The organism is Streptococcus mitis, from assembly GCF_000722755.1.
In the GTDB taxonomy this organism is placed as follows: Bacteria; Bacillota; Bacilli; order Lactobacillales; family Streptococcaceae; genus Streptococcus; species Streptococcus mitis_CM.
Genome location: NZ_JPFY01000014.1, coordinates 58,845 through 84,805 on the forward strand (window position 1 = coordinate 58,845; position 25,961 = coordinate 84,805).

The window sequence follows — 25,961 nt, forward strand, 5'->3', positions numbered from 1 at the left end:
GAATCTCCATAAATATTCAAAAATAATAGCCAAAATAGACAGAAAATTCTTGATTTTAGTTCATATTTATACTATAATCATAAACATTACACAACTAAGGAGGTTGTTATGAAAAAATTCATTCATGCTTGGAATAAGGCAAGTCTAATCAAACGGATTTTGATTGGTATGCTTATTGGAGGAACCCTAGGACTGACACTTCCTAACATTTCAGGAATTGGTCTACTCGGAGATCTATTTGTTGGCGGTCTAAAAGCCATCGCACCTATTCTAGTCTTTGCCCTCGTTGCTAACGCCCTTTCCCAACATCAAAAGGGACAAGATAGCAATATGAAAACAGTTATTTTCCTTTACTTAGTGGGAACCTTTGCTGCTGCCCTTATCGCTGTACTAGCAAGTTTCATTGTCCCTGTTGAGATTACCTTAAATAGTGCCAATACAGAAATCGCACCACCAGATGGGATTGGCCAGGTCCTCAGCAATCTCTTGCTCAAACTGGTTGACAATCCAGTCAATGCCCTTGTCACAGCCAACTACATCGGTATCCTGTCTTGGGCAGTTGTTTTCGGTATTGCTATGAGAGAGGCCAGCAAAAATAGTAAAGAATTGCTGAAAACTATGGCTGATGTGACTTCTAAGATTGTCGAATGGATTATCAATCTAGCTCCATTTGGAATCCTGGGCCTTGTTTTCAAAACCATCTCTGATAAAGGAATCGGAAGTCTAGCAAACTATGGAATCTTGCTTGCCCTCTTGGTGACAACTATGTTCTTTGTGGCCTTAGTAGTGAATCCATTGATTGCCTTCCTCTTTATGAAGAGTAATCCTTATCCCCTCGTTTGGAAGTGTTTGCGTGTCAGTGGTGTGACAGCCTTCTTCACTCGTAGTTCTGCGGCCAACATCCCTGTCAATATGAAACTTTGCCACGACCTCGGACTAGATCCAGATACCTATTCGGTTTCTATCCCACTCGGTTCTACTATCAACATGGCCGGAGCAGCGATTACTATTAACGTTTTGACCCTTGCTGCAGTAAATACTTTGGGAATCCCTGTTGACTTTGCGACAGCCTTTGTCCTCAGTGTAGTAGCAGCAATATCAGCCTGTGGTGCTTCTGGTATTGCCGGAGGATCCCTCCTTCTTATCCCAGTTGCTTGTAGCCTTTTCGGTATTTCTAACGATATTGCCATGCAAGTTGTCGGTGTTGGATTTGTGATTGGGGTCATCCAAGACTCATGTGAAACAGCCCTCAACTCTTCCACCGATGTCCTCTTTACTGCCGTTGCCGAATACGCAGCAACCCGTAAGAAATAACTTATAAAGACAAGCCTGCTCAGGTCTTGTCTTTTCCGCTTCTATTCTAACTTACTAGGAAATCCTTATGTCTATTAGCCAACGTACGACCAAACTCATCTTAGCTACCTGTCTTGCCTGCCTTCTTGCTTATTTTCTCAATCTCTCCTCAGCAGTTTCAGCTGGAATCATCGCTCTCTTGAGCCTATCTGATACGCGTAGAAGTACTTTAAAACTGGCCCGAAATCGTCTTTTTTCCATGCTTCTAGCTTTGGTTATCGGAGTTCTGGCTTTTCACTTGAGCGGATTTCATATCTGGAGCCTTGGCCTCTATCTAGCTCTTTATGTTCCTCTAGCCTACAAGATGGGCTGGGAAATTGGCATCACACCAAGCACTGTTTTGGTTAGCCATCTCTTGGTACAAGAGTCAACCTCTCCAGACCTTCTAGTCAATGAATTCCTTCTCTTTTCTATCGGTACAGGATTTGCCTTGCTGGTTAATCTCTACATGCCTTCACGAGAAGAGAAAATTCATCACTACCACACATTGGTAGAAGAAAAGTTAAAAGATATCCTCCAACGCTTCAAATATTATTTATCCAGAGGGGATGGACGCAACCGAGCACAACTGGTTGAAGAATTAGACACCCTTTTGGAAGAAGCCCTCAGACTGGTCTATTTGGATCACTCAGACCACCTCTTTCACCAGACTGATTACCATATTCACTACTTTGAGATGAGACAGCGACAAAGTCGCATCCTGCGAAATATGGCCCAGCAAATCAACACCTGTCACCTAGCTGCCAGTGAGAGCCTGATTTTGGCCCAACTCTTTTCAAAAATTGCAGGTCAACTGAGCCAGACCAATCCTGCTTCTGATTTGCTAGATGAAATTGAACGTTATCTGGAAGTCTTCCGTAATCGCAGTCTGCCCAAGACAAGAGAAGAATTTGAAACCCGTGCCACACTTCTTCAACTCCTACGTGAAGCCAAAACCTTCATCCAAGTAAAAGTTGACTTTTACCAAAAATATGGACAGTAAAAAAGAAAACTTCAGACCAATCACAAAAGGTGAATATCTGAAGTTTTCTTTTATTTGTAAGTTATTACCATAAAGGTTAATAGTAAAACGAATAAGACCAAACTCACCAATAAAGTGAGCACCTTTACCAAGGTGTTGCTCTGCCAGTAACTTGGTTTACCAATATTACTAGTGGCATCCATGGAAAATAGTTGATTTTGACGGGGTTGTATGGTTACCAATACAATCAAAGCAAGAGAGAGGACAATAGCTAAAATAATCAGTATTTCAATCATAGGACTACCTCAAAATTCCTAGCAGTGTAAAGAGTAAACCAATGAGAATCATTAAACCCAAGATGAGTGAAAAAGTCTTACTAATCTTTTCCCCTCGGGTTTCTTTTTCCTTCTTGATCGGTTTTTGTTTCAACTCTTCCATGCGACCTTCAACGTCTTTGTAAAATAAATCTTCGTCTGACATGTTAGCCTCCTAAAACAGTTTGCATGGTTTCCTGATATCGCACCAAGTCAACATAGCTGGCATGTTGCCCTTGTTTCCCAAGCGCTTCACGCATATGATCAACATCCGAAAGAGCCAGTTTCATAGTCTCAACCAAAGCAGAAACTTCACTACTTTCAAATAGATGGTCAGGGGCGATATAGAGTCTATTGTGGACCGTTTGGTTAAATCCAAGAATCAAGAGATTGTGTTCAAAGGCCTGACGAACTGCCTGTAATAACTCATTGCTGTGGTTTATATCCAAGTAAATATCCGACAGTTGATAGAGCTCTTGAATCTTCTGTGGACTAGCGTTCTGATAAAGTACTACATTAGGATAACGAAGCATATCTAAGAGCTTAGAAGACATCTCTGTCACCGCTGCGATACGGAAAGTGACATCAGGCAGGGCTTCTACGATTGCTTCCACTTGCTCAATCTGATCTGAATTGGTCAAGATTAAGGCATCTCGTCTTAGGAAATTATCTCGTTTGAACTGGTAATGGTAACCCAAGTGCACAAACTGAGCATGGTATTTCTCATCGGTCAACTCTAAAGCGCGCTCATAAGTCGCCTTGTTTGGAATGATAATCTTCTTAGTACGCACATCATCGCTTTCCAAAATCAACTGCATATTGCCTGGAATGGCATCATAGAGAGGTTCCTGCCAAACTAGGATATCTGAGCCAGATTTATCTGGATGATGGAAGGAAACCAAGAAAGCAGTCGCTAAGGTATTAAAGATAAGCTGACTGGTATCTATTTCCAAATCTTGCAAAAAGAAGGTGATAAATTCAACCTTATTTGCAAAGTAACGCATGGATTGACCAGGCAAAGTCAATAAGATATCACCCGTCACATGGTTTTCAAGTAAAACTTGTTGACTGTTGACATCTTGGTAAACGGTCATCACCGGCTCACTATCTGCGCTAAAGGTTGTTGTAGCAAAGCAAGCACCAAAGCGATTATAATGATCAACTTGACGGACTCGACCTTCCAGGTCTTTCCACTCTACCTGTTTTACCAAGCGAGCCTGCATTCCATCAGCATAATGAATAAGAGCTCTCTCCTGCGTCATATCTTCAATACGAGCAGACTGATTATTGCCTGAAATTTCCCAAAAAGCTGGAACAGGGACTTGGTTGAAATAGAGAGGTTTTCCCTTTTCATAGCCTAGATAATAGGTAAAAGGAGAAACCAGACCATCAGGCAAAAAACCATCTGCATCGATGACCACTCCAAGTTGAGAAAGACCAGTAGCGACTAGACTTTCATGTAAATCTCGACTTTCCTGACTATAACGATCATAAAGTTCAATCATGGAGCACCTCCTTTACTGTTTTTTTCCACTTTTCTAAAATTTCTTCGGTTAAGAAACCTTCTGCAATTTGATAAGAATGGGCACGCATAGCTTCCAAACGATTTTCTTGATACAATTGACAAATCTTAGCTGCATAAGCTTTCTTGATCTGGTCTTCCACATGGTCAGATGAACTTGGAATCAGATAACCATTTTGCCCATCTTCTATAAAGGTCTGATTACCATAAGGCACATCAAAACCAATTAGAGGAAGGCCTGAACCAATAGCTTCCATCAAGGTCAAACCAAAGCCTTCGCTGGTTGAAGCCGTCAAGTAGACCTCATACTGGCTATAAATCTGCGAAAGTTCCGCATGCCCCTTGAGTTGAATATAGTCCTCTGCCTTATGACTAGCAATAATTTCTCTAAGCAGAGAATCTTCTCCGCCGCTACCATAAATATCAAAGGTTAATTCAGGAATTTCCTTACGAGCTTCAATAACTGCCTTGACCAACCAATCAATGTGTTTTTCTTTGGCAAGACGTGAAGCAGTAATCAATGAAAAAGGCTTACGTCCTTGACTTGACTCAGTCAAGGAATCAATACTACCTACAGGAATGGTAACAATCTTTGGTTGATGCTGAGTATATTTGGCAAATTGATCTTGTAGAACTTCCTTTTGTCTATCAGTAGACACTATAAAGAAGTCAACCTTATCTGCATTGGTAAACTGATAGTCATAATAGTTATTCCAAAGGATGTAATCCTCATTTGTAGCATTTTCACTATAATGCTCCGCGTGAACGACTACCGCTAGATGCGCTACTTGTGCTTCCTCAAACACAACCTGTCCAATACCTGTCTCTCTATCCAGAATGACCAAATCAGACTTGTTCAAATTCAAGGATTTCATAAAAGCACGCATGAAAGCTGGTTTCCCATAGAAAATCTTATCCTTAAAACGATAAATTTCTTCCTTCCCTTGATTCATCAAGATATCATAGGCTGGAGTCCCATCTTCATTGTAAAAAGTTCGTTGGCATAGGACCGCAACATTGTCCTTGGGAGCAAAATATTCGCTACAATAACGAGTATAAGAAAAGTAATCCTTTCGAATCAAATTTCCTTTAAAAACATACTCTACATACTGGACCAAGTCCTTGTCCTCATCAACCAAATAACAGGTAACAAACTTATCTTGGTCAGAAAAGAAGACACGCAAAACCTTGCCATTCTTTTCTCTACGACTTTCAACACCGTCAAACTTAGACAAAACATCCTCAACCGTCACGCTAGTCGGTGCAAGCTTGATATCTGTAAAGTAATTATAAAGCCAGATAACTTGCTCATCATCAAAACCAATATTGGCTGTTAAGTGCTGAATGTTATCCGCTAAGATCATATCTGTAAAGATAAATTTAGAGGGTAAATTCAAACTTCGAAAAATACCAGCACGGTAGGCTTGGGCGTATTCAACACCGCTACTAGCCCATCCAAGTCCTAAATTTATATTATAAATTGTCATATTTTCTCCTCTTATGGAAAATGAGTCATAATCTCACCCTTAGAAGTGACTTCAACCAAGCCCATCAGGAGATTACGAACCATATCCGCACGGATTTGTTCTTTCATAGCTTCAAATCCCGCGTAGGCTTCTTGATAATACTCTACAATCGGGTTTTTCTGACTAGCAGACTGACCACCTATAGCCATAGATAACTGTTGTAGATAGTCTACCTGCTCTACCCAGTTGTCATCAATAGCCTTGAGCATGGAGAGTCGTAAAAACTGTTCATACAAGTCGTGTTTCTCCAGTAATTCCTTCTTTTCAGAGAGTTCTCTATTCACAACTTGTCGAATAAAAGAGCGGACTTGTTTCTGATTAGATAGGTCTAGATTATCAGGAATTTCCTTTACATGGAAACTGATATTGGTAACGATAAAGTGAAACAGCAATTCACGACTGGCATAGTGTTCAGCCGCTACCTTTTCTGTATATCTCTCAATAATATCCACAACTACATCTTCTAAGTCGCGAGAACCATCTATTAGACGATTGCGTTCCTTGTAAACCATATCGCGTTGGATATTCATGCTCTCAGCATACTCTAAGGTCTGACGACGGGCAGTTCGACCAGCGCTATCACTAGCATGCTGCGCTCTTTCAACCAGATTACGATACTTTCGACCTTTGAGAATTTCTGGTTGCGTCATATCTTGAACTTGATAATCTTTATACTTCTTGTGAACCCAAGATGGACCAAATTTCTTAATAACATCATCTTCCAGAGATACAAAAAACTTACTCATACCTGGATCTCCCTGACGACCAGAACGTCCACGGATTTGAAGGTCAATCCGCTGACTCTCCATCCGCTCTGTTCCGATGACAATCAAACCACCAAGTTCAGCGACTCCCTTACCGAGTTTAATATCCGTACCGCGTCCTGCCATTGAGGTTGCAACTGTTACGGCCCCCATCTGACCTGATTCAGCGATAATTTGGGCCTCACGCGCAGCATTATTGGCATTGAGAACATTGTGGGCAATCCCTTCACGAAGCAAGAGTGATGAATAAAGCTGAGACATCTCCACTGAGCCAACAAAAACGAGTAAAGGATTCCCCTTAGCATGATAATCTTTGATATATTCTAAAGATGCATAAACTTTCTCCGGTAAAGTCACATATAAATTATCTGGATAATCAATCCGTTGCTTAGGACGATTGGTTGGAATCCGAACAACAGCCATATTATAAGTCTCAAGAAATTCTTTTTCTGCTACCTTTCCTGTTCCCGTCATCCCAGATACTTTTTTAAACATCTTAAAGAGGCTCTGATAGGTGATGGAAGCCATGGCTCTCGTTTCAGGAGACAACTTCACGTGTTCCTTTGCTTCAATGGCCTGATGGAGTCCTCCCTGCAGTTTGGTCATTTCCATTAGACGTCCTGTTCCCTTATCAACCAGTACCATCTCATTCCCACGAATGATATAGTCCTTATCTTTGGTAAAGAGCTTATGAGCTCGAATCGCATAGACTAGGTGACGAGCAAAGGACGCATGTTCTTCCTTATATAAATTGTCAATTCCTAGGAAGCTCTCCGCAGACTTGGCACCCTTAGTAGTAAGCCAAACCTCTTCCTTCTCCTCTTTGAAAATATAATCTTCTCCTTCGACCAATGTTGTTACCAGCGTATCAATAATCGCATAGTAATTAGACTGAACACGAGGAGAACCCGCAATAATCAGAGGAGTTTGTGCACTATCCAGCAAGATGTCATCAATTTCATCGATAATGACATAGTTAAAAGGTCGTAAAAATTTACCTTCTTCATTCGAAGCTAGATTATCATTTAGGTAATCAAAACCGAGATTACTATTGGTCGTATAAATAATATCCGAAGCATAAATCAGTTTCTTTTCTTCAGCTTTCATTTCCTTCTTTGGATCCCCTGTAAATGGTACCCCAATGGTCAATCCTAGGAAACGATAAACTTGGCCCATTTCCTCTGCATCACGCTTTGATAAATACTCATTTGGCGTAACGACCATCACTCCTTCTCCTGAAAGAGCGTTCAAATAGACCGGCATGGTAGCTGTTAGGGTTTTCCCTTCCCCCGTGTTCATCTCAGCAACATTTCCATAGTGCATGACAATAGCTCCCATGACCTGAACATCATAGGGGAACATCCCTAAAATCCGCTTATCCGCTTCACGCACCACAGCAAAAGCTTCTACTAAAAGATCATCTAGACTTTCTCCCTTGGAAAGACGCTGACGAAACTCCACTGTTTTAGCCACTAATTCTTGATCCGAAAGAGAGGACATCTTGCCTTTTAAGTTATTGACCCTTTTTAAAATCTTTTTTACTTTCCTAAGCTGGAAATCTTGACCTAAACGTCTAAACACTTCTAATCTCCTTGATAGAAAAATGATAAAAAGTTAAAGATTCAAAACCAGCACTTAAAAGAGAAACTTGATAAGTATAACTATCTTCTGGATAAGTAAATATGAAATCTTTCACTTTTTCTACCTTTTCTTCTAAAATATCCCCATAGCGATCAAAAAAAGTTATCTTGGTATAAACCCCATTTTCAGGCTGGCAATCAAAAGCCAGTGATAGTTGATACTCCTGATTTCTTTTTAGTAAGGGAAGCTGGGGCTGAGTCCGTGCAGCCTGGTAATTGACACTAGAAAACCAAGTCTTGAGAATCTCACCAGATGGCAATAGAGGATTATAGAGACGGACACTTTTGTCAGGAAAATAAGATACAGTTGATCCGTACGTATAAGTCCCGCCAACTTCTCCCCAATGAATAGACTGTCTCTGTGTGATAATCATTCTTTCTCCCTTCCAAAACCACTTGCTAGTACCATCCGATAAAAGTGGATAAACCAAGCAACATTAGTATCTGTATCATCATTATGTCGTCCAGCAGTTCCTTTAGACAAAATCTTGGCACCTGTATTACATAAATAAGTAACTAGTTTCTCATAAGCTTGAGGATCCATTTCTTCATCCTTCATATAGGACAAACCAAAGGTTGTCTTTGAAAAATTTGCTTGTTTAAAGATTTGCCAAAATCGCTGATCCAACTCCGTCATATCTTGCGAACTTGTCCCACCTGTATGGTGAATTAAGCAATCAAAAGCCAAGTTAGAGACACCCGGTGCGTCCAAACGTCCACGGCTAGCTATGGTTCCTAAATTAGCCAAGGGCTTACCAACTATGATGGCATGAGGTTCAAAAGAAGCACCATAATAGAGAGCCGGAAACGTTCCCATAGAAAGGCCTGATAAAATCAAATCCTTGTGATCAAAGCCTAAATAATCAAGATAATGAGCAATCGTCTCTTTGACCTTGCCCTCTAGCTCATCCGTTCCCAGATAAAAAGCTCCTCCTTCTAATCGAGGGTCAGAGAACAGAATGAAGGGACACTTGAAATTTTGCATCATCCAGTATCCTTCAAATCCCTCGGCAGGTCGAAAACCAGCAAAATAAACAGCCAAAGGCGGTTTAAAATCACCTGGATGGAAGAAATAGTTTATTTCATCACGCTTGGAATCATGTAGGATATTTCCACCCAGTACAAACTTCCCAAATTGTTTTCGACTCCAACGTTGGTGCAGATTACCTAGTTTGATAGTTCCATGCCCTCTTGCTTCAACAGATATCGAAAGAAAGTAATCTCCGTCTCGACTATCCATAACAAGCGCTTGCTCCAAGTCTTTTTCAGACACTATGATATCTTCAAACATATCATCAACAGACCCACTCCAAATTTTACGGATTACTAAACGAAAGTCACAATTTCCTTGCTTTTCATATTCGAGCCACAACTCAATAGGAAGTGTTTTTTGAACTACTATATTATAAGCCCAAAAGGCAAGTTGAGAAAAATCTTGTCCAAATCCACCTTCCAAACTCACATAATCCAATCCTTGATAAGAAAGAGCTCCTGTAAAATTTGGATTCACTTGTATCGTCGAAGGAAAGAGTTTATCACCATATCCACCACCAAAAAGAGATTTACTCAAATCATTGATTAATTGTTGGGGACTTGAAAAATCAATTGCTTGTGCACATCGTTTTTTAAAAAAATCCAAAACCTCTCTATCATCTGTTTGTAGATTCTGGTTATAAAATAAAGTATAAGGTTCAAAATATTTCACAAAGGAAAATAAGTCTTTGGCATACTGACCATCTTCTATTAAAACGGCATGAAAACGGCTAATATCCTCTTTTTCTATTATTTCACGAAGGGCTACTGATGAATTGGGGTAAAAATGATACCAACTCATATTTTCAGGTATGTCATACTGATTTCCCCAATTGGTAAGTCCTATCTGTAAAATATTAAGTTCCTTTGACATTTTTAACCTCCTCTATCCATTTCTCTAATTTTTCAAGAAATTGTTGTCCTGTGTGCTCCTTAATCTTATCAATCGAATAAATCAAGGACTCATTCCACTCTTTCAACCTATCTGTATAATAATGTGCAGCCTTAGAAAATTCTGTCACATCTGCTAACAAATAACCATTTTTTAAATGTTCAACATAGACGGTTTCAACTAGGTTGATTTGAGGAATTCCTGCACTAATACCAGCTATCTGTGTGTAGAGATGAGGCTGTCTATTTAAATCCACAATCAAACGGACAAATTCTAGTGTTTTTATCAAATCCAACTCATCATTCAAGTTGACAAACTGTACGCGTAAGTCCTGGTGTTGATTTTCTTCCAGAGGATTTTCTGCATCACCATAATCAATCGCCTTCTCCAGATTTTCGGATTGAATGTTTTCTTGGATGAAAGACTCAACAACCCCTTCCACCTCATTCATTTGCTCCTGACTAGCAGCAAATGCTCCAAAAATCACCTCAGTATCTTTATTTTCAGCGACAAAGGCCAAGACTTGAAGTAGAGCTTGGTTATCAATTCCTTGCTCAAAATCCAGTTGATAATAAATGATAGATTCTTTCTTAGTTTGGCTTCTCCCCAATCGTAAGCGAGTGTCAAAAGGTGATAAATGATGAAATTGATGCATTCGTTCAGGGTATAAATCCTGTAACAATCGTAAACTATCTTCTCTATCCACCAAAATCAAATCAGACTTTTCAAAAGTTGAACCTAAATCTCTAAAGGTATCTTGAGGATTACGCCCAATGAAAAGACTCAACAGTTTCGGATTTTCTCTAGGTAAACGGTCTAATACCATCTGGTCATGATGAGAATGAGAAGGAACTATAAAAATATCCTTGTTCTTCACATACTTTTGCAGATAATTCTCAAAAAATTCTGCCACCAAATCTCCCATGTCTTGATAGCTGAGAGCTTTAAAGCGATAACCAAAAATTGGATTGACTTCTACCCGTCCTCCTTCTTTTAAATACTCTCTAAACTGCCACACTCCCTTTGGATTCAGATATTCTTGATAAGCTGCTTGCCCATCTTCAAAAAAGATAACACTCGACACAAATCCACGATCATCCATGATATAGTGCATATCTACTTGACCATTCGGTTTAAAATACAGTATATCACTGATGAAGCCTTCGACTCCATGTTCAACCTTAGCAAATTTCTTCCCATTTTTTTGAACGATAATCGTAAAGGGACTATAAATAAATTCACAGTCATTATCCCACTCAATATCTCTAATGGTTAAAACTTGGGTATGAAGATTATGAAAATCCTGCATAACATCAAAAACAGAATATGTTGCTGTTTCCAAAACACCGTGCCTATGTAAAAAATAACGCAAATGAGGCTGATAAGCCAATATTAAAAGGTGAGACTCTATGTTCTGTCTTTGAAACAGTCGAATCTGGTTAAAGGTATCATCAAACTCTAGACGAAAATGAGAAAAATACCAAGGAGTGATATTTGCATGCCATTTCCGCTCAGAACCATACCAAGCTGGAATAAAATAATACATAAAAGTCTCCTAAATCAAGGGTCTATAGGTTTCATTTAACCGTAGAGCCTTGACCTCGTCTCTAATTGTAAAAATCATGCCTCCAAACATCATAAACAAGCCTGGAATCATCGCCAATCTTAATAACTTTTCATCATACAAAACAAAAAGCATGGGACCACCTGCCATGATTACATTAAAGAGACCACCGATGACTGAGAAACGAAGGACCAACCGATTGATAAATCGACTAGTGTCCTCGCCTGGATAAATACCATAAATGTATTCTCCAGATTTTTTCATGCGGTCTGCAATCTCTTCACCATTCATAGTAACAAATGCAAAAATAATACTAAATAAAAATAAGACCGAAATATAAACATAGACCCACAAAGGTTTCCCAATCATAAATTCCTTTGATAAAGTCTCCAATCCTGAATGATCAGGGAAAATAAATCCCAGCAAGATGAATAGATAAGTTGGTACACTAAGAAAACTCATCACATACATATAGGGCATCCCGCCAGCAGGATTCAACATAATTTCAAGATAAGAATAGCGTTTAAAACGATTGTGAAGTCCTATCTTATTGACTGGCACTAGATAACGCGCACGATACATAATGGCAAGTAAATAAGAAAAGACAACGGTTAATAAAGCAAGTAACACAATAATCCCTGTTGGGATATGAACCAGTTTAAAAGTTTCAATAACATCCTGGGGAATATTGATGATAATACTAGATAAGAGTATGACAATAGATCCCCCAATCCCCATACTAGCATTCAAATCTGACAACCACACCAGAAAAAAGGTCCCTGCTATTAGTAATAAGGTATTCATAAATATAACCAAGACCGAAGAATAGGATGCTTGTATCGGCAAACTTAGAGAAATTGCCAAAGATTGAATAACAGCAATCAGCAAGGTCAGATACATTTTTCGACGATCTTGAATTTCAATCGCTGTAGAACTTAGCCCCAATTTTTTAGAATAAGAAAACATCTGCCACAAGATCATTGCAGACATCCAAGGTGATAATCCTATAGAAAAAATCGATAAACTTCTTAGATTTCCACCTGTTAGGGCGGCTGAGAAGGCTAGGTAGGCCGTTGAACCACCTAAGAAGTCTTTGGAATTCAAATCAACAAAGGGGAGAGTAATACGACTTCCCAATACATAGATAAACAGTAGAAATAAGGTAGCTAGGCCTTTTTTTACTGCTATTGAGGAATAAAGTTTTTTCAAAAAAACTCCCCTTTCTTTACAATTTTGTTCAAGAGCACTTTTTTAAATAGGCATTAATTTTTATTGGCTTTCATTTTTTCTTCTGCTTCAAAAAATAATCTCAATCTAAAACAAATATCTTTATATTCTTCAGTATCTGTTAATTGATGGTATTCTAAAGTTTGCTTATAATCTTTTAAAAGATTGACAAATCGAATACGCAAAACAGAAACATCCAAACCAGCCAAGACACAATCAGATATTTTTTTAGAAAACACTTCAACAATATCTCTTGCCCAAGAAAGATCAAATTCCGTTCTCATAATGCTTCCTGAACGTCTTCTATACAGATAGAGATTATCGTTTATAAAGACGATTTTAGACGCTAAAAGATAAAAGCGATGCATGGTTGCTTCATCATCGAAGCGACGACCATTTGAAAAGTGAACTTCATTAAATAATTCTTTTTTAATCAACTTAAATGTCGGCAATATAAAGGCTGAACTATTGAATTTCCAGTCACCTGCTTGACGGTTCATAATTTCTTGTATAGATAGTTCTTCAATACAAAAATCCTGTCCAGTTACATAAAAATAAAAATTTCCATCAGATTCATCAAAATTATAGTAATTTCCTATCACTATGTCCGCATTTTTCTCTTTAACTTGCTGATAAAGAGCTTCAATCATATTTTCTTTTACAATATCATCGGAGTCAACAATCGTGATATATTGTCCTCTAGCTTCACGCAGGCCTACATTTTTAGCTTGTGCTGCTCCCTGATTTTCTTGATGAAACACTCTGACACGCTCATCTTGCATCATAAATGCATCACAAATTTCCCCAGAATTATCTGTAGAGCCATCATCAACTAAAATAATTTCTATATTTTGGTAGCTCTGTCTTAGAATATGCTCGACACACTCCACCAAATATTTTCCCGTATTGTATATCGGCACCACAACACTAATTAATTCGCTCATTATTCTATCTCTATATTCTTCATTTTATCCACTAAATCATCCGGTCTCTCTATAGAAAAAATACCTTCATAGAGTCCATCATCCATACTTTTACGTGTTATGTCAAAAGCCAAGATTTTCTTGCCTCTCTCTTTTGCTCGCGTAACTACATCTAGGACTTCCCCACCCATATTAATATCCAGGTATACAGCAGAATCATCCAACAACCAATCGATTCTCTGGTGAAGAATAGATTGGTATAAAGTCATATTCGAGTAAACAGATAATTTAGTTAAATCTTTATTACAATAAACAGGGGCCGCAACATGAAAATGCCAATCAGGTAAGTGTTGTAATAAATACTCTAAATGTTTTACATCTGCACTCCATGTCACAAGCATCGCTTGTTTCTTAGATTGATTGCTTCTATCAAAAAAATTCAAACTGGAACGTTGAAAAGCAATCTCTGACCAATCCAAATCTCTATAAGCCCACCATAATTCACGTAGTCTAGATATGCTGTATGTATTCCACGGCTTATCATGACTAGCAAAGTGAACAATAACAGGTGGATTATCATCTAGCCGTTCACACTTCTGATCTAAACGATAAATATCAACACCAGCCATATAATTATATGTTTTATCTAATGCTAGCCAATTATCCTCAAAGTAAATATTTAAAATACTCTGATCCCCCAGATGAACAGCTTGATTCTGACCAGCAGCTAATTCCAATAAACTATTAACAATAGAATGCTCTTTCCACTTTGCAACATGCATTAGCAAAACACCAGAATTAAATCCAGATTTTCGTCCTTCATAAGCATAGACATCATCAACAGCTCCAATAAAATATCCTTTAAGATCTATCTCAAACAAAGTAGATAGTTCCCCAGTTACAATAATATCAGAATCTAGATACAATACTTTGTCAGACTCAACCACTTCTGTCGCAAAAAATCTAAAGTAAGAAGCATAGTTTAAATGTGGCCCAGTTTTATAACCTTCAAAAAGTTCTTTGTCAAAGTGTACATTGTGAATTGTAGAATTCACAACTTCCATTTTTCTCCCCAATAATTTGAACCATTCAGGAGCTATATCACTATTTAGAATATAAAAATCAACATCCCTATTGTGATATAATACAGACTTTATAGTCGTCTCTAAAGGAATAAGATAGGCATTATCTGCCGCTAATACAATAGATTTTCTCATACTGTTCTCTACCTCATATAAGATCTGATTGCGTCTACCATTTTTTCCGGAATGGAACTTGGATAGATACCTTCATATGAAATTTCAGAAAGATTCTCATAGCAAGTATTGTCAAAAGCTATCATTGGTTTTTTATGCTTAGCTACAAACTCATATGCATCTTCTAATTTTCTATCATGATTTAAATCCAAGTAAAGATCTGAAGTAATTACTATTTGTTCCAATAACATTGGTAAGGAATTTGGATATACGGTAACATTAGGAAAACGTGTTAAAGCCAGCAATTCATTTGCCATATTTGTATAAGCAACAATATGAAAATGAACATCTGGCAGTTGCTCCGCCAAATAATCTATTTTCTCTACACACCAGGAATTCGTTAAATTAACACATTGTAACTTAAATGGTTGTGATTTACTAGGATACTTCACACCCTTTGAAAACCATTCATTTAAAATAACAGACCAATCCATTAAAGAGTTTTCCCACCAAATTTCTCTTAGACGTCCAACAGAAAATTGATTCCATGGCTTATCCTGAGAAATATAGTGTAAAATTAGTGGCAGTGGTTCGAGTGGCATATCAAAAATAAATTGATGTTTAAAGGCAGCTGCTCCATAATCAAATCCTATTTGAAAATTATATTTGTCCTCAAGCAGGCTAAACTGATCTTTAAACAACATATTTAAAATTGATTGGTCCCCCTCCTTAACATTCTCATGTTCTTTTTCTGTTAATTCAATTAATTTTTGTCGAATATTTTCAGAGCGCCATTTTTTATTATTAATTAACAGAACCCCAGCATTGAAGCCAACTCCAGCTCCAAAGCAAGAACGAGCTGCGCCCAAATAATTTTCACCCAAATCTAATTCAAACAAATCGGTCAAATCACCAGTCACAATCAAATCACTATCTAGATAGAGAACTTTATCTTCTGTTACAAAATCTGGAATAAAATAGCGTGCAAAGGTCATATGATTGATATGAGGTAGTTTATTAGACCAGTTCATTTTATACTGCGAGCCAATTAACTTGCAATCAATCAAGTCTCCCCCCATCTCTTGTAAATAGATTCTTATTTGACTAACCCATTCCTGGGGAATGTCCTGATTGAGTAAATAAATTTTCAAATGACTATTGTGTCTACAGAGTGATTTCATCGCCGTTTCGATTTGTCGAATATAAGCGTAATCACCTGCAAATACTACTGCACGTTTGGTATTTCCCATTTTAAATCCTTATCATTTATTCTAACTAACATTATTTATTATCCTACATACATTAAACCAAATAGATTTTATTCTATCATCTTTACATAAAATCAATCTGTTCACTTACTCATCAAGTAAATATAATGTTTCCTTAATCCATTTCATCGTATCTGTTGCTGATAGATTTTTTTCTTCAAGTTCTTTTTTTCTAAATTTTAACAGGGATACAAAATTATCTACGTATCGACCAACTTCTATATTTCGAGCAGCAAGAAGAGCTATAAAATTTTCACGTTGCTGTAAATCTGACTTTATAGCAATTAAATTAAAATGCCTGTTAGAGCTCCTAATCGTTCGATAAACGTAGCTATCTCTATTGATGTAAACTAGTTTAGGAGAAATAAGATAGATTTTAAACCAAAACTCCATATCCTCACCCAATCTTGTCAAAGTATTAAAACGAATAGCTCCTAGAATATCTCGTCTAACTAACTTTCCGCTAACAAAGCGATAGGTATGATCGAACGAATCTAAATCAATTAATTCATTTATTAGCTCTAAGCCATTAAAAACTCGTTTTTCATAGCCTCTTTGGAAAGAATGAACATACCAAGAGCCATCCTCCATCTCAAATCTTTTATAAGTTGAAACAGATACACCTGCTGATTCATCTATGATTGCATTATAAAGAACTTCTAAATAATCTTCCTCTACCCAGTCATCTGAATCAACAAACGTTAAATAATTTCCTCTGGAATATTCAATCCCCAAATTACGGGCAGAGGAAACTCCACCATTTTCTTTCCTATAGTAATGAAAACGGGAGTCCCTCTCTGTATATTCCTGACAAATTTCTCCTGAATTATCTGTAGAACCATCATCAATCATAATCACTTCAAAATTTGTATAAGTCTGTTCAACAAGACTTTCTAAGCAAACTCTAACATAACTTTCAGTATTATAAACTGGAATAATAACACTAATCAAAGATTCCATACATTTCACCTACAATCTTAAAATTATAGAATAAATCTTTATTTATCTAGCAATATAGTTGTTGGGCAGTCTCTATGTAAATCATGAAAATGTTTCTTTAAATTCCTGTTCATAATAGACTCATTTTTATTAAAAATATCTATTTTTTAGAGAGATAGCCACATGAATTTCTCTATTTATTTAAAAATGTTCCATCAAAATTGTGAACTCACTTATCATACTTATTCGTTATTCTAATATCCTTGCAACAATCTGATTGTTATAGGTTTCATCCTCAATAAATTCAATATCTTGGTCGAAATTATGTTCAGCAGTATGTTTATGAGAAAATTTAACCTTGGTTTTAGCACCCATCTTCATCCACTCATACTCTGAGTCAATATGCCCCACATCCAAAACTTGATATCCCATCTGACATAGATTATAACTCAGAACCTTTGCTGTTGGCCCCAACATACATAAGATGAGTCGTCCTTTCGCATGTTTAATAATTTCCTCTTGAATCTTATCGACAATAGAATAGGCGTTATGAGATGGACAAATAATTCGCTTCACGGATTTGGCCTTATCGAATAAATCATTTCCAACCCCAGAGCGAGATGTAAGCCCCTCCACAATCAGAATATCTCTATTCTCCCAAATACTCTTTAGCTTTTCAAATTGACCTTTTGCTTTACTCTTATCCTCATAATCAATGTAGGGACGTGAGATAAAGGTAGAGCCGTACCATGAACCTTTACACAACTCTTTATAAAAATCCATATAAACATTCATATGGTCTTTCCAGAATGGTGTAGCCCACCAAGTAAAGACAAAACGATCTTCAAAAGCATCAGGTAAACAAACCACTAATTTCTCATCACTCTCTAGTCCCACAATATGTTTTAATTGGTTAGCCAATTCTATATCATGATTTTGATAAGGTATAGGCCAGCCCCACATCAAATTGACTTCTCCGTCTCCAAAACGAACTAATGAAGACTTATTTTTGATAACATAATCCAGAGTCTGATCAATTCCGATAACTTTAATTGGCTTCTCTGGTTCTCCCAAAGTCTCACCTTTTATCAATGTATGGAGTGCTTGAAGAAGCCTTTCTGGATGCTCACTTGAATACAAATGCTGGCCATGATTCCCATTTTGCGAAGTATAAAATGCAAGCATTGGTTTATTCAATAATGATATCTCTTTGACAACCTCACTAGTGGAATTGTGGAGGTTAATATCCAAATAAACATCCATTTGAGATTTAAGTTGTTCAAATTGATCGCTTTTCACTTCAGGATAAAGCTTAACATTTTTATATTTTTTCGCTAGTTCATGTAAGAGTGGTCCCATTACCGTCCAAGCCGCTATATGGAAGGTTACCATAGGAAAATTCTCTACTAGATAATCTATTTTTTGCAATTCTTGAGAATTTGTCAAAGTTAAGCAATGGAAATCACTACCTGCATAACAACTTAGAAATTTTCCATCTCTCTGGTAATCTTTAATTGCTCTAACCATCACTGAAACTTCATCCTTTTTGAATACTAGATGACCAGTATTGCCATGTTTAGTCGCATCAAATGATAGAATTGGCTTTTCTAAGAGCTTCATATCCTCTAAAATAGTACCCGCTACTTGACCATAGTTAATGTCCAGATATAAATCTATACTTTTCTTTAACTTATCTAACACAGGTGGAACAATTTGGGGATGCAATCTCACATTAGCATATACCGCCAATCTTTTTAGCTTGTCTCCCATATCCGTCCAAGCAGCGATATGAAATACCACATCCGGTAGAGCTGTAACTAACTCTTCTATTCCTTCTAAATCTTGGGAATTTGTCAAAGTTAAACAAGAAAATTCCTTATCTAGAGGCGATATTAGTTCAAACTCTCCTAAATGGTGTTGTAAAATCTGACTCCACTCCAAATCATGAAATTCCCACCATAAATCACGGTAACGATTGGCTATCAAGGTGGTCCATGGCTTTCTGTAGGTCGTAAAATGAATCACCACTGGTTTGCCATTAAAAGCTAGATGTTCCTGCCAATTATTATACAAAGCCACAATATCATGTCCCACTTGTAAATTATAAGCTCTATCTAGCTCTAACCAATCATCTTGTAAGACCTGATTAAATATCGTTTGATCGCCATTAAAATGATCAAAACGTCCTTCTTCAACTTCTTTCGTTGTTAGGATAGACTGTTCAATTAGTCGTTCTTTTAAATCCTCTTGGCGCCATTTTTTATTGTTGATTAGTAGGACGCCAGTATTGAAACCTTGACCATTTACATCTCTAATCGCTGCGATATAATGTTCTTTTAGATCCTGCTCAAATAGACTATCTAATTTTTCATTAATAAGTAAATCACAATCCAAATACAAAACAGTATCTTCTTGTATATAGTCTGGAATAAAATATCTAGCATAGGCAATGCTACTAATATGAGCTTGCTTGGTCCAATCCTGAAAAATAGCCTGTTCAGGTAGTTTAACATCGATAATCTCACTACCTAACATGCGAGCTATTTTTCGTGGTTTGCGAAACCAATCTGGCATGATATCTTGATTTAAAATATAAATCTTAACATCTCGGTTATGGTATAGAATAGATTTTATGGTTGTTTCCAACTGTGTGGTGTAATTACGATCACCTGCTAATACAATTGTTTTATTCATTTCATTTCCTTAATCAATTCCCAAGTGATAGATTGCATCTACCAATAGCTTTTTAGTGAAATACCCTTCTTTTAGAAGATAGCTAAATGTCTTGATACGATTCGTCATTTCTTGATATTCTACTACATTCATTTTATCAACTATCTCATGAGCTTCTTCCAGACTATTTACCACAAAGCCCAAGCCTTGATCTACTATAAATTTAGCAGTTGACAAGCTACTTGGCACAATCAATGGGATACCAGCTGTTAGATAGGTACTAACCTTATGAGATATATTTAAAGTATAGTATTGGTTACTTTCTCCATCGTTTTGATGAGTTCCCCAGACAAGACCAAATCCACCTTTTGATAATTCTAGTAACAGTTCCTCATCTTTTTTCCATCCTTCAATACTAAGATTTCTAGCATTGGAACTAGCTTCTCCTTTATTTGAAAATACTCTCAAAAGCGTATCTTGAGACCAATTTTGTAAGTCTGGGAAACGCTCCAAACTTCCAGCAAAAAAAAGTTCTTTTTTAAAAGTCGGAGTGTATAAGGATAAATCATGAGGATGATCCCACATCCCTTGAATGAGAATCTTCTTTGTCGTCAACCCTTCTTCTATCAGGCGTTCTTTCATCTGTTCGGATGGAACAATCAAAACGTCCGATAGATTATACATGTACATATACTCTTTCATGAGATAATAGTTACTATCAAACATGAGGGGAACAACATCATGGATAAAGCAAACAATTTTCACCTGCATATCCTTCAGCTTATCAAACAAGACTCGATCAAACTCAAAGCCATTCCAAGTTGGAGACTGAAAGACTAGGATATCTCCAATTGAAATACTGGCCATAATGCCATCCAGACGTTTATTCATTTCAGAAGGGCTATCTGAAGCAATATTGTAAAAATAGATGCCAACCTCTCTGAACCCCAATTGGCTGGCTATTTTTTGAACAGCATTTTGCGCTAAGATAACCGTACTATCACCAGCCATGCCATATAAATTTGTTAAATGTAATTTCATACTTCTTGTTTCTATAATCATTAATTCCAGTAAGTCGTTCTTTCATTTTAAGTTCGTGACACAATTTGGATTCTACTCCCAGTAACTGCCAAATTTAAAATTTATCTTCGACTTTCTATTTTTACATGTCCATCATTATAAACCATACTGTTTGATGGAATATCATTTCGAATGAGACAACCTGCTCCGATAATGGTATTATCCCCAATAGTCACTCCTTTTAAAATCGTGACATTGCTTCCTATCCAGCAATCTCTACCAACTCTAATCGGCGCTGTAGTCCACTGCCACTTTTCAATTTTTTCAACGGTATAAATATGGTCGTGATCATAAAAACGGACACCTTCCCCCATCATGGTACCTGCCCCGATTTCAATTCTTTCCATACAGTTAAAACTACAAGAGTTATTGATAAAAACACCATCATGCAGTATTAACTTACCAGAAGAAACATGAAAATTTTCAAAATTTCTGCAGATGACATTGGCTCCTACAAGCAAGTTTGCCTTATCATCGATTTGAAAGACATTCCAAGTCCCATCTTGAATGATTTTTTCTTGATGATTGGTGCGGACTCTGACTTCATTCAGATACTCTCTCACTCTAGAAACCAATTTATCTGGTGTACTTGACAGAAAAACTTCCTGTCCTTGATTTCCATGGGCTGTATTATCAAATGAAAAGACAGGTTTTTCAGCCTGTACAAACCTTGATACAATAGCATCCACTTCTTGAAAGTGATTGATATCTAGTAGAAAGTCACACGTATTGATTAGAAAGTTTAGCTGTGCTTCATTTGTAGCCGTTAGGAGACGGACATTGTGTTTAGTTTCTAAGCTACGGATTTTCTCGGAAAACTGGACAGGGGCTGCAATATGAAAACAGATGTTTGGCAAGTTTTCAAGAAGATAATCCAACTGTTCAATCTGATCACTAACCGTCAAAATCAGAGCATCTCCTAATAGATGTTTTTCCTTCATTTGCTTATTTCTCTTAATTTTTCAATCATTGATTGAACTTGGTCAACAGCATATACTTCCTGACCAACTTCGTAGGATTTGGTATTTTCAAAGGATAAAATAGGTTTCCCAAATCTTGCAAATTGATTGAGAATTTCCTCTGTTTTTTCACCATGATTAATATCTAAAAGTACTTGGCTCGTTTCTACCAACTCATGATCGACATCTACCAAATAGTGAATCCCGTTAAAAATGGTCACGTTTGGATGAACTGTCAACTGTGCTAATTTATCACTGACCATTACTCTAGCTGCTATCTTAAACTGAATGGCTGGTAAGGATTGAATCAATGTTTCAATTTGTTCAATATGGTCTGAAGCTGTATAAATGAGACAAGTGAACGGTTCCTTTATAGGATAAAGGTGAGATTTTTGTAATGGATGTAAATGATGATTTTGTCCCAATTCTGTCCATTCAAGGCCATGGTAGTACCACCAAACATCACGATAGGTTTGAGCTGCTAAGTCCTTCCACGGTTTCCTATGAGAAAGATAATGAATAATACCAGGATAATCCTGACCTGCAGGTAATTGATAATCAGTGAACTGCTTATGAATGACAATATGATTATAATCAAAGTCTAATTCCAGCCATTTATGTTCAAAAAGCATATTCAAGATACTCTGATCTGCCTGATCCACCTTATCATGCCATTCATTGGTCAAATCAATCAACCTTTGAGTCATATTCTCTTGTTTCCACAGGTCATTATTGATTAAGAGAACACCTGCGTTAAAGATTTCTTGACCGAAATAGGCTCTTCCCCCGAAATCTCTAACAGCAGCCAAAGGATAATCTTGTAAGTCAGTATCAAATAAGTCATCCAGATTTTTCGTTACAAGTAAATCACAGTCCAAGTAAAGTGCCTTATCTTCTTTCACGAAATCGGCTACAAAATAGCGTAAAAAAACAGTGTAACTAATATCTGTTTTATAACGTGAAATTTGCTCAGACGTTACCCGACAATTAATAATTTCTGAATCAAACTTCTCTAAGCGCTTATTTAATTGCTTGATCCATTCATTAGGAAAATCGCTATTAATCAGATAAAAACGAAGCGAACGATTGTGATAACAGATAGATTTAATCGTGGTCAATACTTGGTCTACATAGGCATAATTCGCCGCTAGAACAATGGCTTTCTTTTGTGTATTCTTAGTTTTTTCAAGTTTGTCTAGTAGATATTTTTTTGTCTCAAACTCTTTATAGGTAGGCGTTTCTTCTAAGCCACTGACCTTCCCGTTAGAAAGACTCCCTTCTAACATCTGACGATAAATAGCTAAATGTTTTTCTAAAGGATATCCTAGACTGGCTAATAAAGTAATACGTTCAGACATGGCATCAACCAAGGCATGCATCCACTTTTCTGTCCAAGTCCTAGATAAACTATTATTTCTGATGCGATAAGAATAGATTCCTTTATGGATATAAACAATTTTTTCTGCCAACAAATAAATCTTTTGATTGAGGTAACCGTCCTCTCCTAATTTACCTATGTCGAAGCGTAACTGCTCGAACAATCCTGCCTTATAAAGTTTACCCCAAGCAGATATCAAAGCAAAACTCTTCATTTCTTGAGATTCATACAAGTTCTCAAAGATGGAAACATTGTCATACACTTTCTCATAATAGGAGTCTCCCAATATATGAAAGTAGAACATTCCTTCGCTTTCGTTGAAAGAATAGTAATTCCCAACTGCTATATCAGCCTGATATTCCACTATTTTTTTGTATAGAGTTTCTAGGTAATCCTGTTCAATCCAATCATCTGAGTCTACAAAAGTCACATAATCTCCGGACATATTTTCCAGACCGGTGTTTCGTGCAGCAGACAAGCCAGCATTTTCTTGTTCTATATAGATAATTCGGTGATCGATTTCTCCAAATTCTTGACAAATCTCGCCTGATGTATCAGTAGAACCATCATTAACGACAATAATCTCAATATTTTTATATGTTTGAGCAATAATACTATCTAGGCATTTTCTCAGATAGCTTTCCACATTGTATACCGGTACAATGACCGTTATTTTATCATCCACTAGCGTTTTTCTCCTTATATTTATTATACAATTTTTTAGTCAAAATTTCAGCTATATAATAGTAAAAACCCCTTGAAAATTCTACTTTTTCAAGGGGTTTCTATTATTTACGTGCACGAGTTAGTTTACCCTAAATTTATAGGTTATCTTACTCTTCTTCATCACGCTTACGACGTTTCGCAACTAGGCCTAGACCTCCCACAGCTGCCAAAGCTCCAAGGAGTACAGATGATTTAGAAGCTTCTGTACCAGTATTTGGCAATTGCTGTCTTGACTTACCTGCTGATTCTGATGGTGTTTCAGAAGATAATGTATCTGCTGAGGCTGACGCGCTTGTTGACGCTGATGTGCTTGCTGAAGCTGAAGCACTTGTTGACGCTGATTCAGAAGCTGATGTGCTTGCTGATTCTGACGCACTTGTTGATGCTGATTCAGAAGCGCTTGTGCTTGCTGAGGCTGAGGCTGATGCACTTGTCGATGCTGATTCAGATGCCGATGTGCTTGCCGATGCTGAAGCTGATGCACTTGTTGACGCTGATTCTGATGCCGATGTGCTTGCTGAGGCTGAGGCTGATGCACTTGTCGATGCTGACTCAGATGCACTTGTTGATGCCGATTCAGAAGCTGATGTGCTTGCTGATGCTGAGGCAGACGTTGATGCTGACTCAGATGCACTTGTTGATGCTGATGCTGAGGCACTTGTTGATGCTGATTCAGAAGCCGATGTGCTTGCTGAGGCTGATGCTGAAGCACTTGTCGATGCTGACTCAGAAGCTGATGTGCTTGCTGAGGCTGAGGCTGATGCACTTGTCGATGCTGACTCAGAAGCTGATGTGCTTGCCGATGCTGAAGCTGATGCACTTGTTGACGCTGATTCTGATGCCGATGTGCTTGCTGAGGCTGATGCTGAAGCACTTGTCGATGCTGATTCAGATGCCGATGTGCTTGCTGATACTGAAGCTGAAGCACTTGTCGATGCTGACTCAGATGCACTTGTTGATGCCGATTCAGAAGCTGATGTGCTTGCTGATGCTGAGGCAGACGTTGATGCTGACTCAGAGGCACTTGTTGATGCTGACTCAGAGGCTGATGTGCTTGCTGAAGCTGAAGCACTTGTTGACGCTGATTCAGAAGCCGATGTGCTTGCTGATTCTGATGCAGACGTTGATGCTGACTCAGAGGCACTTGTTGATGCCGATTCAGAAGCTGATGTGCTTGCTGACTCTGACGCAGACGTTGATGCTGATGCTGAGGCACTTGTTGATGCTGATTCAGAAGCCGATGTGCTTGCTGATTCTGATGCAGACGTTGATGCTGACTCAGAGGCACTTGTTGATGCCGATTCAGAAGCTGATGTGCTTGCTGATTCTGACGCACTTGTTGATGCTGATTCAGAAGCCGATGTGCTTGCTGACTCAGATGCGCTTGTGCTTGCTGATTCTGACGCACTTGTTGACGCTGACTCAGAGGCACTTGTTGATGCCGATTCAGAAGCTGATGTGCTTGCTGATTCTGATGCAGACGTTGATGCTGACTCAGAGGCACTTGTTGATGCCGATTCAGAAGCTGATGTGCTTGCTGAAGCTGAAGCACTTGTTGACGCTGACTCAGAGGCGCTTGTGCTTGCTGATTGACTTGCACTTGTTGACGCTGATTCTGATGCGCTTGTTGACGCTGATTCAGAAGCTGATGTGCTTGCTGACTCTGACGCACTTGTTGACGCTGATTCAGAGGCTGATGTGCTTGCTGATTCTGATGCACTTGTTGACGCTGATTCTGAAGCCGATGTGCTTGCTGACTCAGAGGCGCTTGTTGATGCTGACTCTGATGCACTTGTTGATGCTGACTCAGAAGCCGATGTGCTTGCTGATTCTGATGCACTTGTTGAGGCTGATTCTGATGCGCTTGTTGACGCTGATTCAGAGGCTGATGTGCTTGCTGATTCTGATGCGCTTGTTGACGCTGATTGGCTTGCACTTGTTGAGGCTGATTCAGAAGCTGATGTACTTGCTGATTCTGATGCCGATGTGCTTGCTGATTGACTTGCACTTGTTGACGCTGATTC

Annotated in this window: 19 protein-coding genes and 1 pseudogene; 2 read left to right on the forward strand and 18 right to left on the reverse strand. The window is 38.0% G+C overall.

Annotated elements, in window-relative coordinates; all coding sequences use genetic code 11:
* The first annotated feature begins 108 nt into the window (after positions 1-108).
* Together sstT and SK578_RS08375 are read left to right on the forward strand one after the other, a co-directional pair.
* Entirely contained in the window at positions 109-1,314 is a 1,206-nt protein-coding gene (gene sstT / locus SK578_RS08370) for a serine/threonine transporter SstT (protein WP_042751621.1), read from the forward strand.
* Positions 1,315-1,381: 67 nt separating this feature from the next.
* Positions 1,382-2,335: an aromatic acid exporter family protein gene (locus tag SK578_RS08375; protein ID WP_042751622.1), complete on the forward strand. Its 954-nt coding sequence runs from the start codon at positions 1,382-1,384 to the stop codon at positions 2,333-2,335.
* 50 nt (positions 2,336-2,385) lie between these two features.
* On the opposite strand, the gene asp5 is transcribed toward SK578_RS08375, so the two are convergent.
* From asp5 to SK578_RS11490, 18 genes and pseudogenes are all read right to left on the reverse strand, one after another.
* Positions 2,386-2,610, reverse strand: a complete 225-nt coding sequence (asp5, locus tag SK578_RS08380) for an accessory Sec system protein Asp5 (RefSeq protein WP_042751623.1) — start codon at positions 2,608-2,610, stop codon at positions 2,386-2,388.
* A 4-nt stretch (positions 2,611-2,614) separates the two neighbouring features.
* Positions 2,615-2,794 (reverse strand): accessory Sec system protein Asp4, encoded by a 180-nt coding sequence (asp4, locus tag SK578_RS08385; RefSeq protein WP_001278707.1) that lies wholly within the window; start codon positions 2,792-2,794, stop codon positions 2,615-2,617.
* A 1-nt stretch (position 2,795) separates the two neighbouring features.
* Complete coding sequence (gtfB, locus tag SK578_RS08390) at positions 2,796-4,133, reverse strand: accessory Sec system glycosylation chaperone GtfB (protein WP_042751624.1); 1,338 nt, start codon at positions 4,131-4,133, stop codon at positions 2,796-2,798.
* Positions 4,126-5,637 (reverse strand): accessory Sec system glycosyltransferase GtfA, encoded by a 1,512-nt coding sequence (gtfA, locus tag SK578_RS08395; RefSeq protein WP_042751625.1) that lies wholly within the window; start codon positions 5,635-5,637, stop codon positions 4,126-4,128. The genes gtfB and gtfA overlap by 8 nt, the downstream gene beginning before the upstream one ends.
* An 11-nt stretch (positions 5,638-5,648) precedes the next feature.
* Positions 5,649-8,021, reverse strand: a complete 2,373-nt coding sequence (gene secA2 / locus SK578_RS08400; RefSeq protein ID WP_042751626.1) for an accessory Sec system translocase SecA2 — start codon at positions 8,019-8,021, stop codon at positions 5,649-5,651.
* Positions 8,014-8,454, reverse strand: coding sequence for an accessory Sec system protein Asp3 (asp3, locus tag SK578_RS08405; RefSeq protein ID WP_042751627.1), 441 nt, complete (start codon positions 8,452-8,454; stop codon positions 8,014-8,016). The genes secA2 and asp3 overlap by 8 nt, the downstream gene beginning before the upstream one ends.
* Positions 8,451-9,986 carry an accessory Sec system protein Asp2 gene (asp2, locus tag SK578_RS08410; RefSeq protein WP_042751628.1) on the reverse strand — a complete coding sequence of 512 codons (1,536 nt, stop codon included), beginning with the start codon at positions 9,984-9,986 and terminating at the stop codon, positions 8,451-8,453. The genes asp3 and asp2 overlap by 4 nt, the downstream gene beginning before the upstream one ends.
* A complete protein-coding gene (asp1, locus tag SK578_RS08415; RefSeq protein WP_042751629.1) occupies positions 9,970-11,550 on the reverse strand; it encodes an accessory Sec system protein Asp1 in 1,581 nt (526 codons plus the stop codon). The genes asp2 and asp1 overlap by 17 nt, the downstream gene beginning before the upstream one ends.
* A 9-nt stretch (positions 11,551-11,559) precedes the next feature.
* Positions 11,560-12,777 carry an accessory Sec system protein translocase subunit SecY2 gene (gene secY2, locus SK578_RS08420; RefSeq protein WP_042751630.1) on the reverse strand — a complete coding sequence of 406 codons (1,218 nt, stop codon included), beginning with the start codon at positions 12,775-12,777 and terminating at the stop codon, positions 11,560-11,562.
* A gap of 53 nt (positions 12,778-12,830) precedes the next feature.
* The gene (locus SK578_RS08425) at positions 12,831-13,739 is read right to left on the reverse strand and encodes a glycosyltransferase family 2 protein (RefSeq protein ID WP_042751631.1); all 909 of its coding nucleotides are present in this window, start codon (positions 13,737-13,739) and stop codon (positions 12,831-12,833) included.
* Positions 13,739-14,935: a glycosyltransferase family 8 protein gene (locus tag SK578_RS08430; RefSeq protein ID WP_042751632.1), complete on the reverse strand. Its 1,197-nt coding sequence runs from the start codon at positions 14,933-14,935 to the stop codon at positions 13,739-13,741. Before SK578_RS08430 ends, SK578_RS08425 begins: the two co-directional genes overlap by 1 nt.
* An 8-nt stretch (positions 14,936-14,943) precedes the next feature.
* The gene (locus SK578_RS08435; RefSeq protein ID WP_042751633.1) at positions 14,944-16,164 is read right to left on the reverse strand and encodes a glycosyltransferase; all 1,221 of its coding nucleotides are present in this window, start codon (positions 16,162-16,164) and stop codon (positions 14,944-14,946) included.
* Positions 16,165-16,269: 105 nt separating this feature from the next.
* The gene (locus tag SK578_RS08440) at positions 16,270-17,142 is read right to left on the reverse strand and encodes a glycosyltransferase family 2 protein (RefSeq protein ID WP_042751634.1); all 873 of its coding nucleotides are present in this window, start codon (positions 17,140-17,142) and stop codon (positions 16,270-16,272) included.
* A 228-nt stretch (positions 17,143-17,370) separates the two neighbouring features.
* Positions 17,371-19,815, reverse strand: coding sequence for an SP_1767 family glycosyltransferase (locus tag SK578_RS08445; protein WP_042751635.1), 2,445 nt, complete (start codon positions 19,813-19,815; stop codon positions 17,371-17,373).
* A gap of 9 nt (positions 19,816-19,824) precedes the next feature.
* On the reverse strand, positions 19,825-20,835 hold the full coding sequence (locus SK578_RS08450) for a sugar transferase (protein ID WP_042751636.1): 1,011 nt from the start codon (positions 20,833-20,835) through the stop codon (positions 19,825-19,827).
* Positions 20,836-20,936: 101 nt separating this feature from the next.
* Positions 20,937-21,815 (reverse strand): acyltransferase, encoded by an 879-nt coding sequence (locus SK578_RS08455; protein WP_042751637.1) that lies wholly within the window; start codon positions 21,813-21,815, stop codon positions 20,937-20,939.
* Entirely contained in the window at positions 21,812-23,896 is a 2,085-nt protein-coding gene (locus tag SK578_RS08460) for a glycosyltransferase (protein WP_042751638.1), read from the reverse strand. Before SK578_RS08460 ends, SK578_RS08455 begins: the two co-directional genes overlap by 4 nt.
* Before the next feature lie 148 nt (positions 23,897-24,044).
* Positions 24,045-25,874, reverse strand: a pseudogene (locus SK578_RS11490) (LPXTG cell wall anchor domain-containing protein); the annotation flags it as partial.
* Between the last annotated feature and the right edge of the window lie 87 nt (positions 25,875-25,961).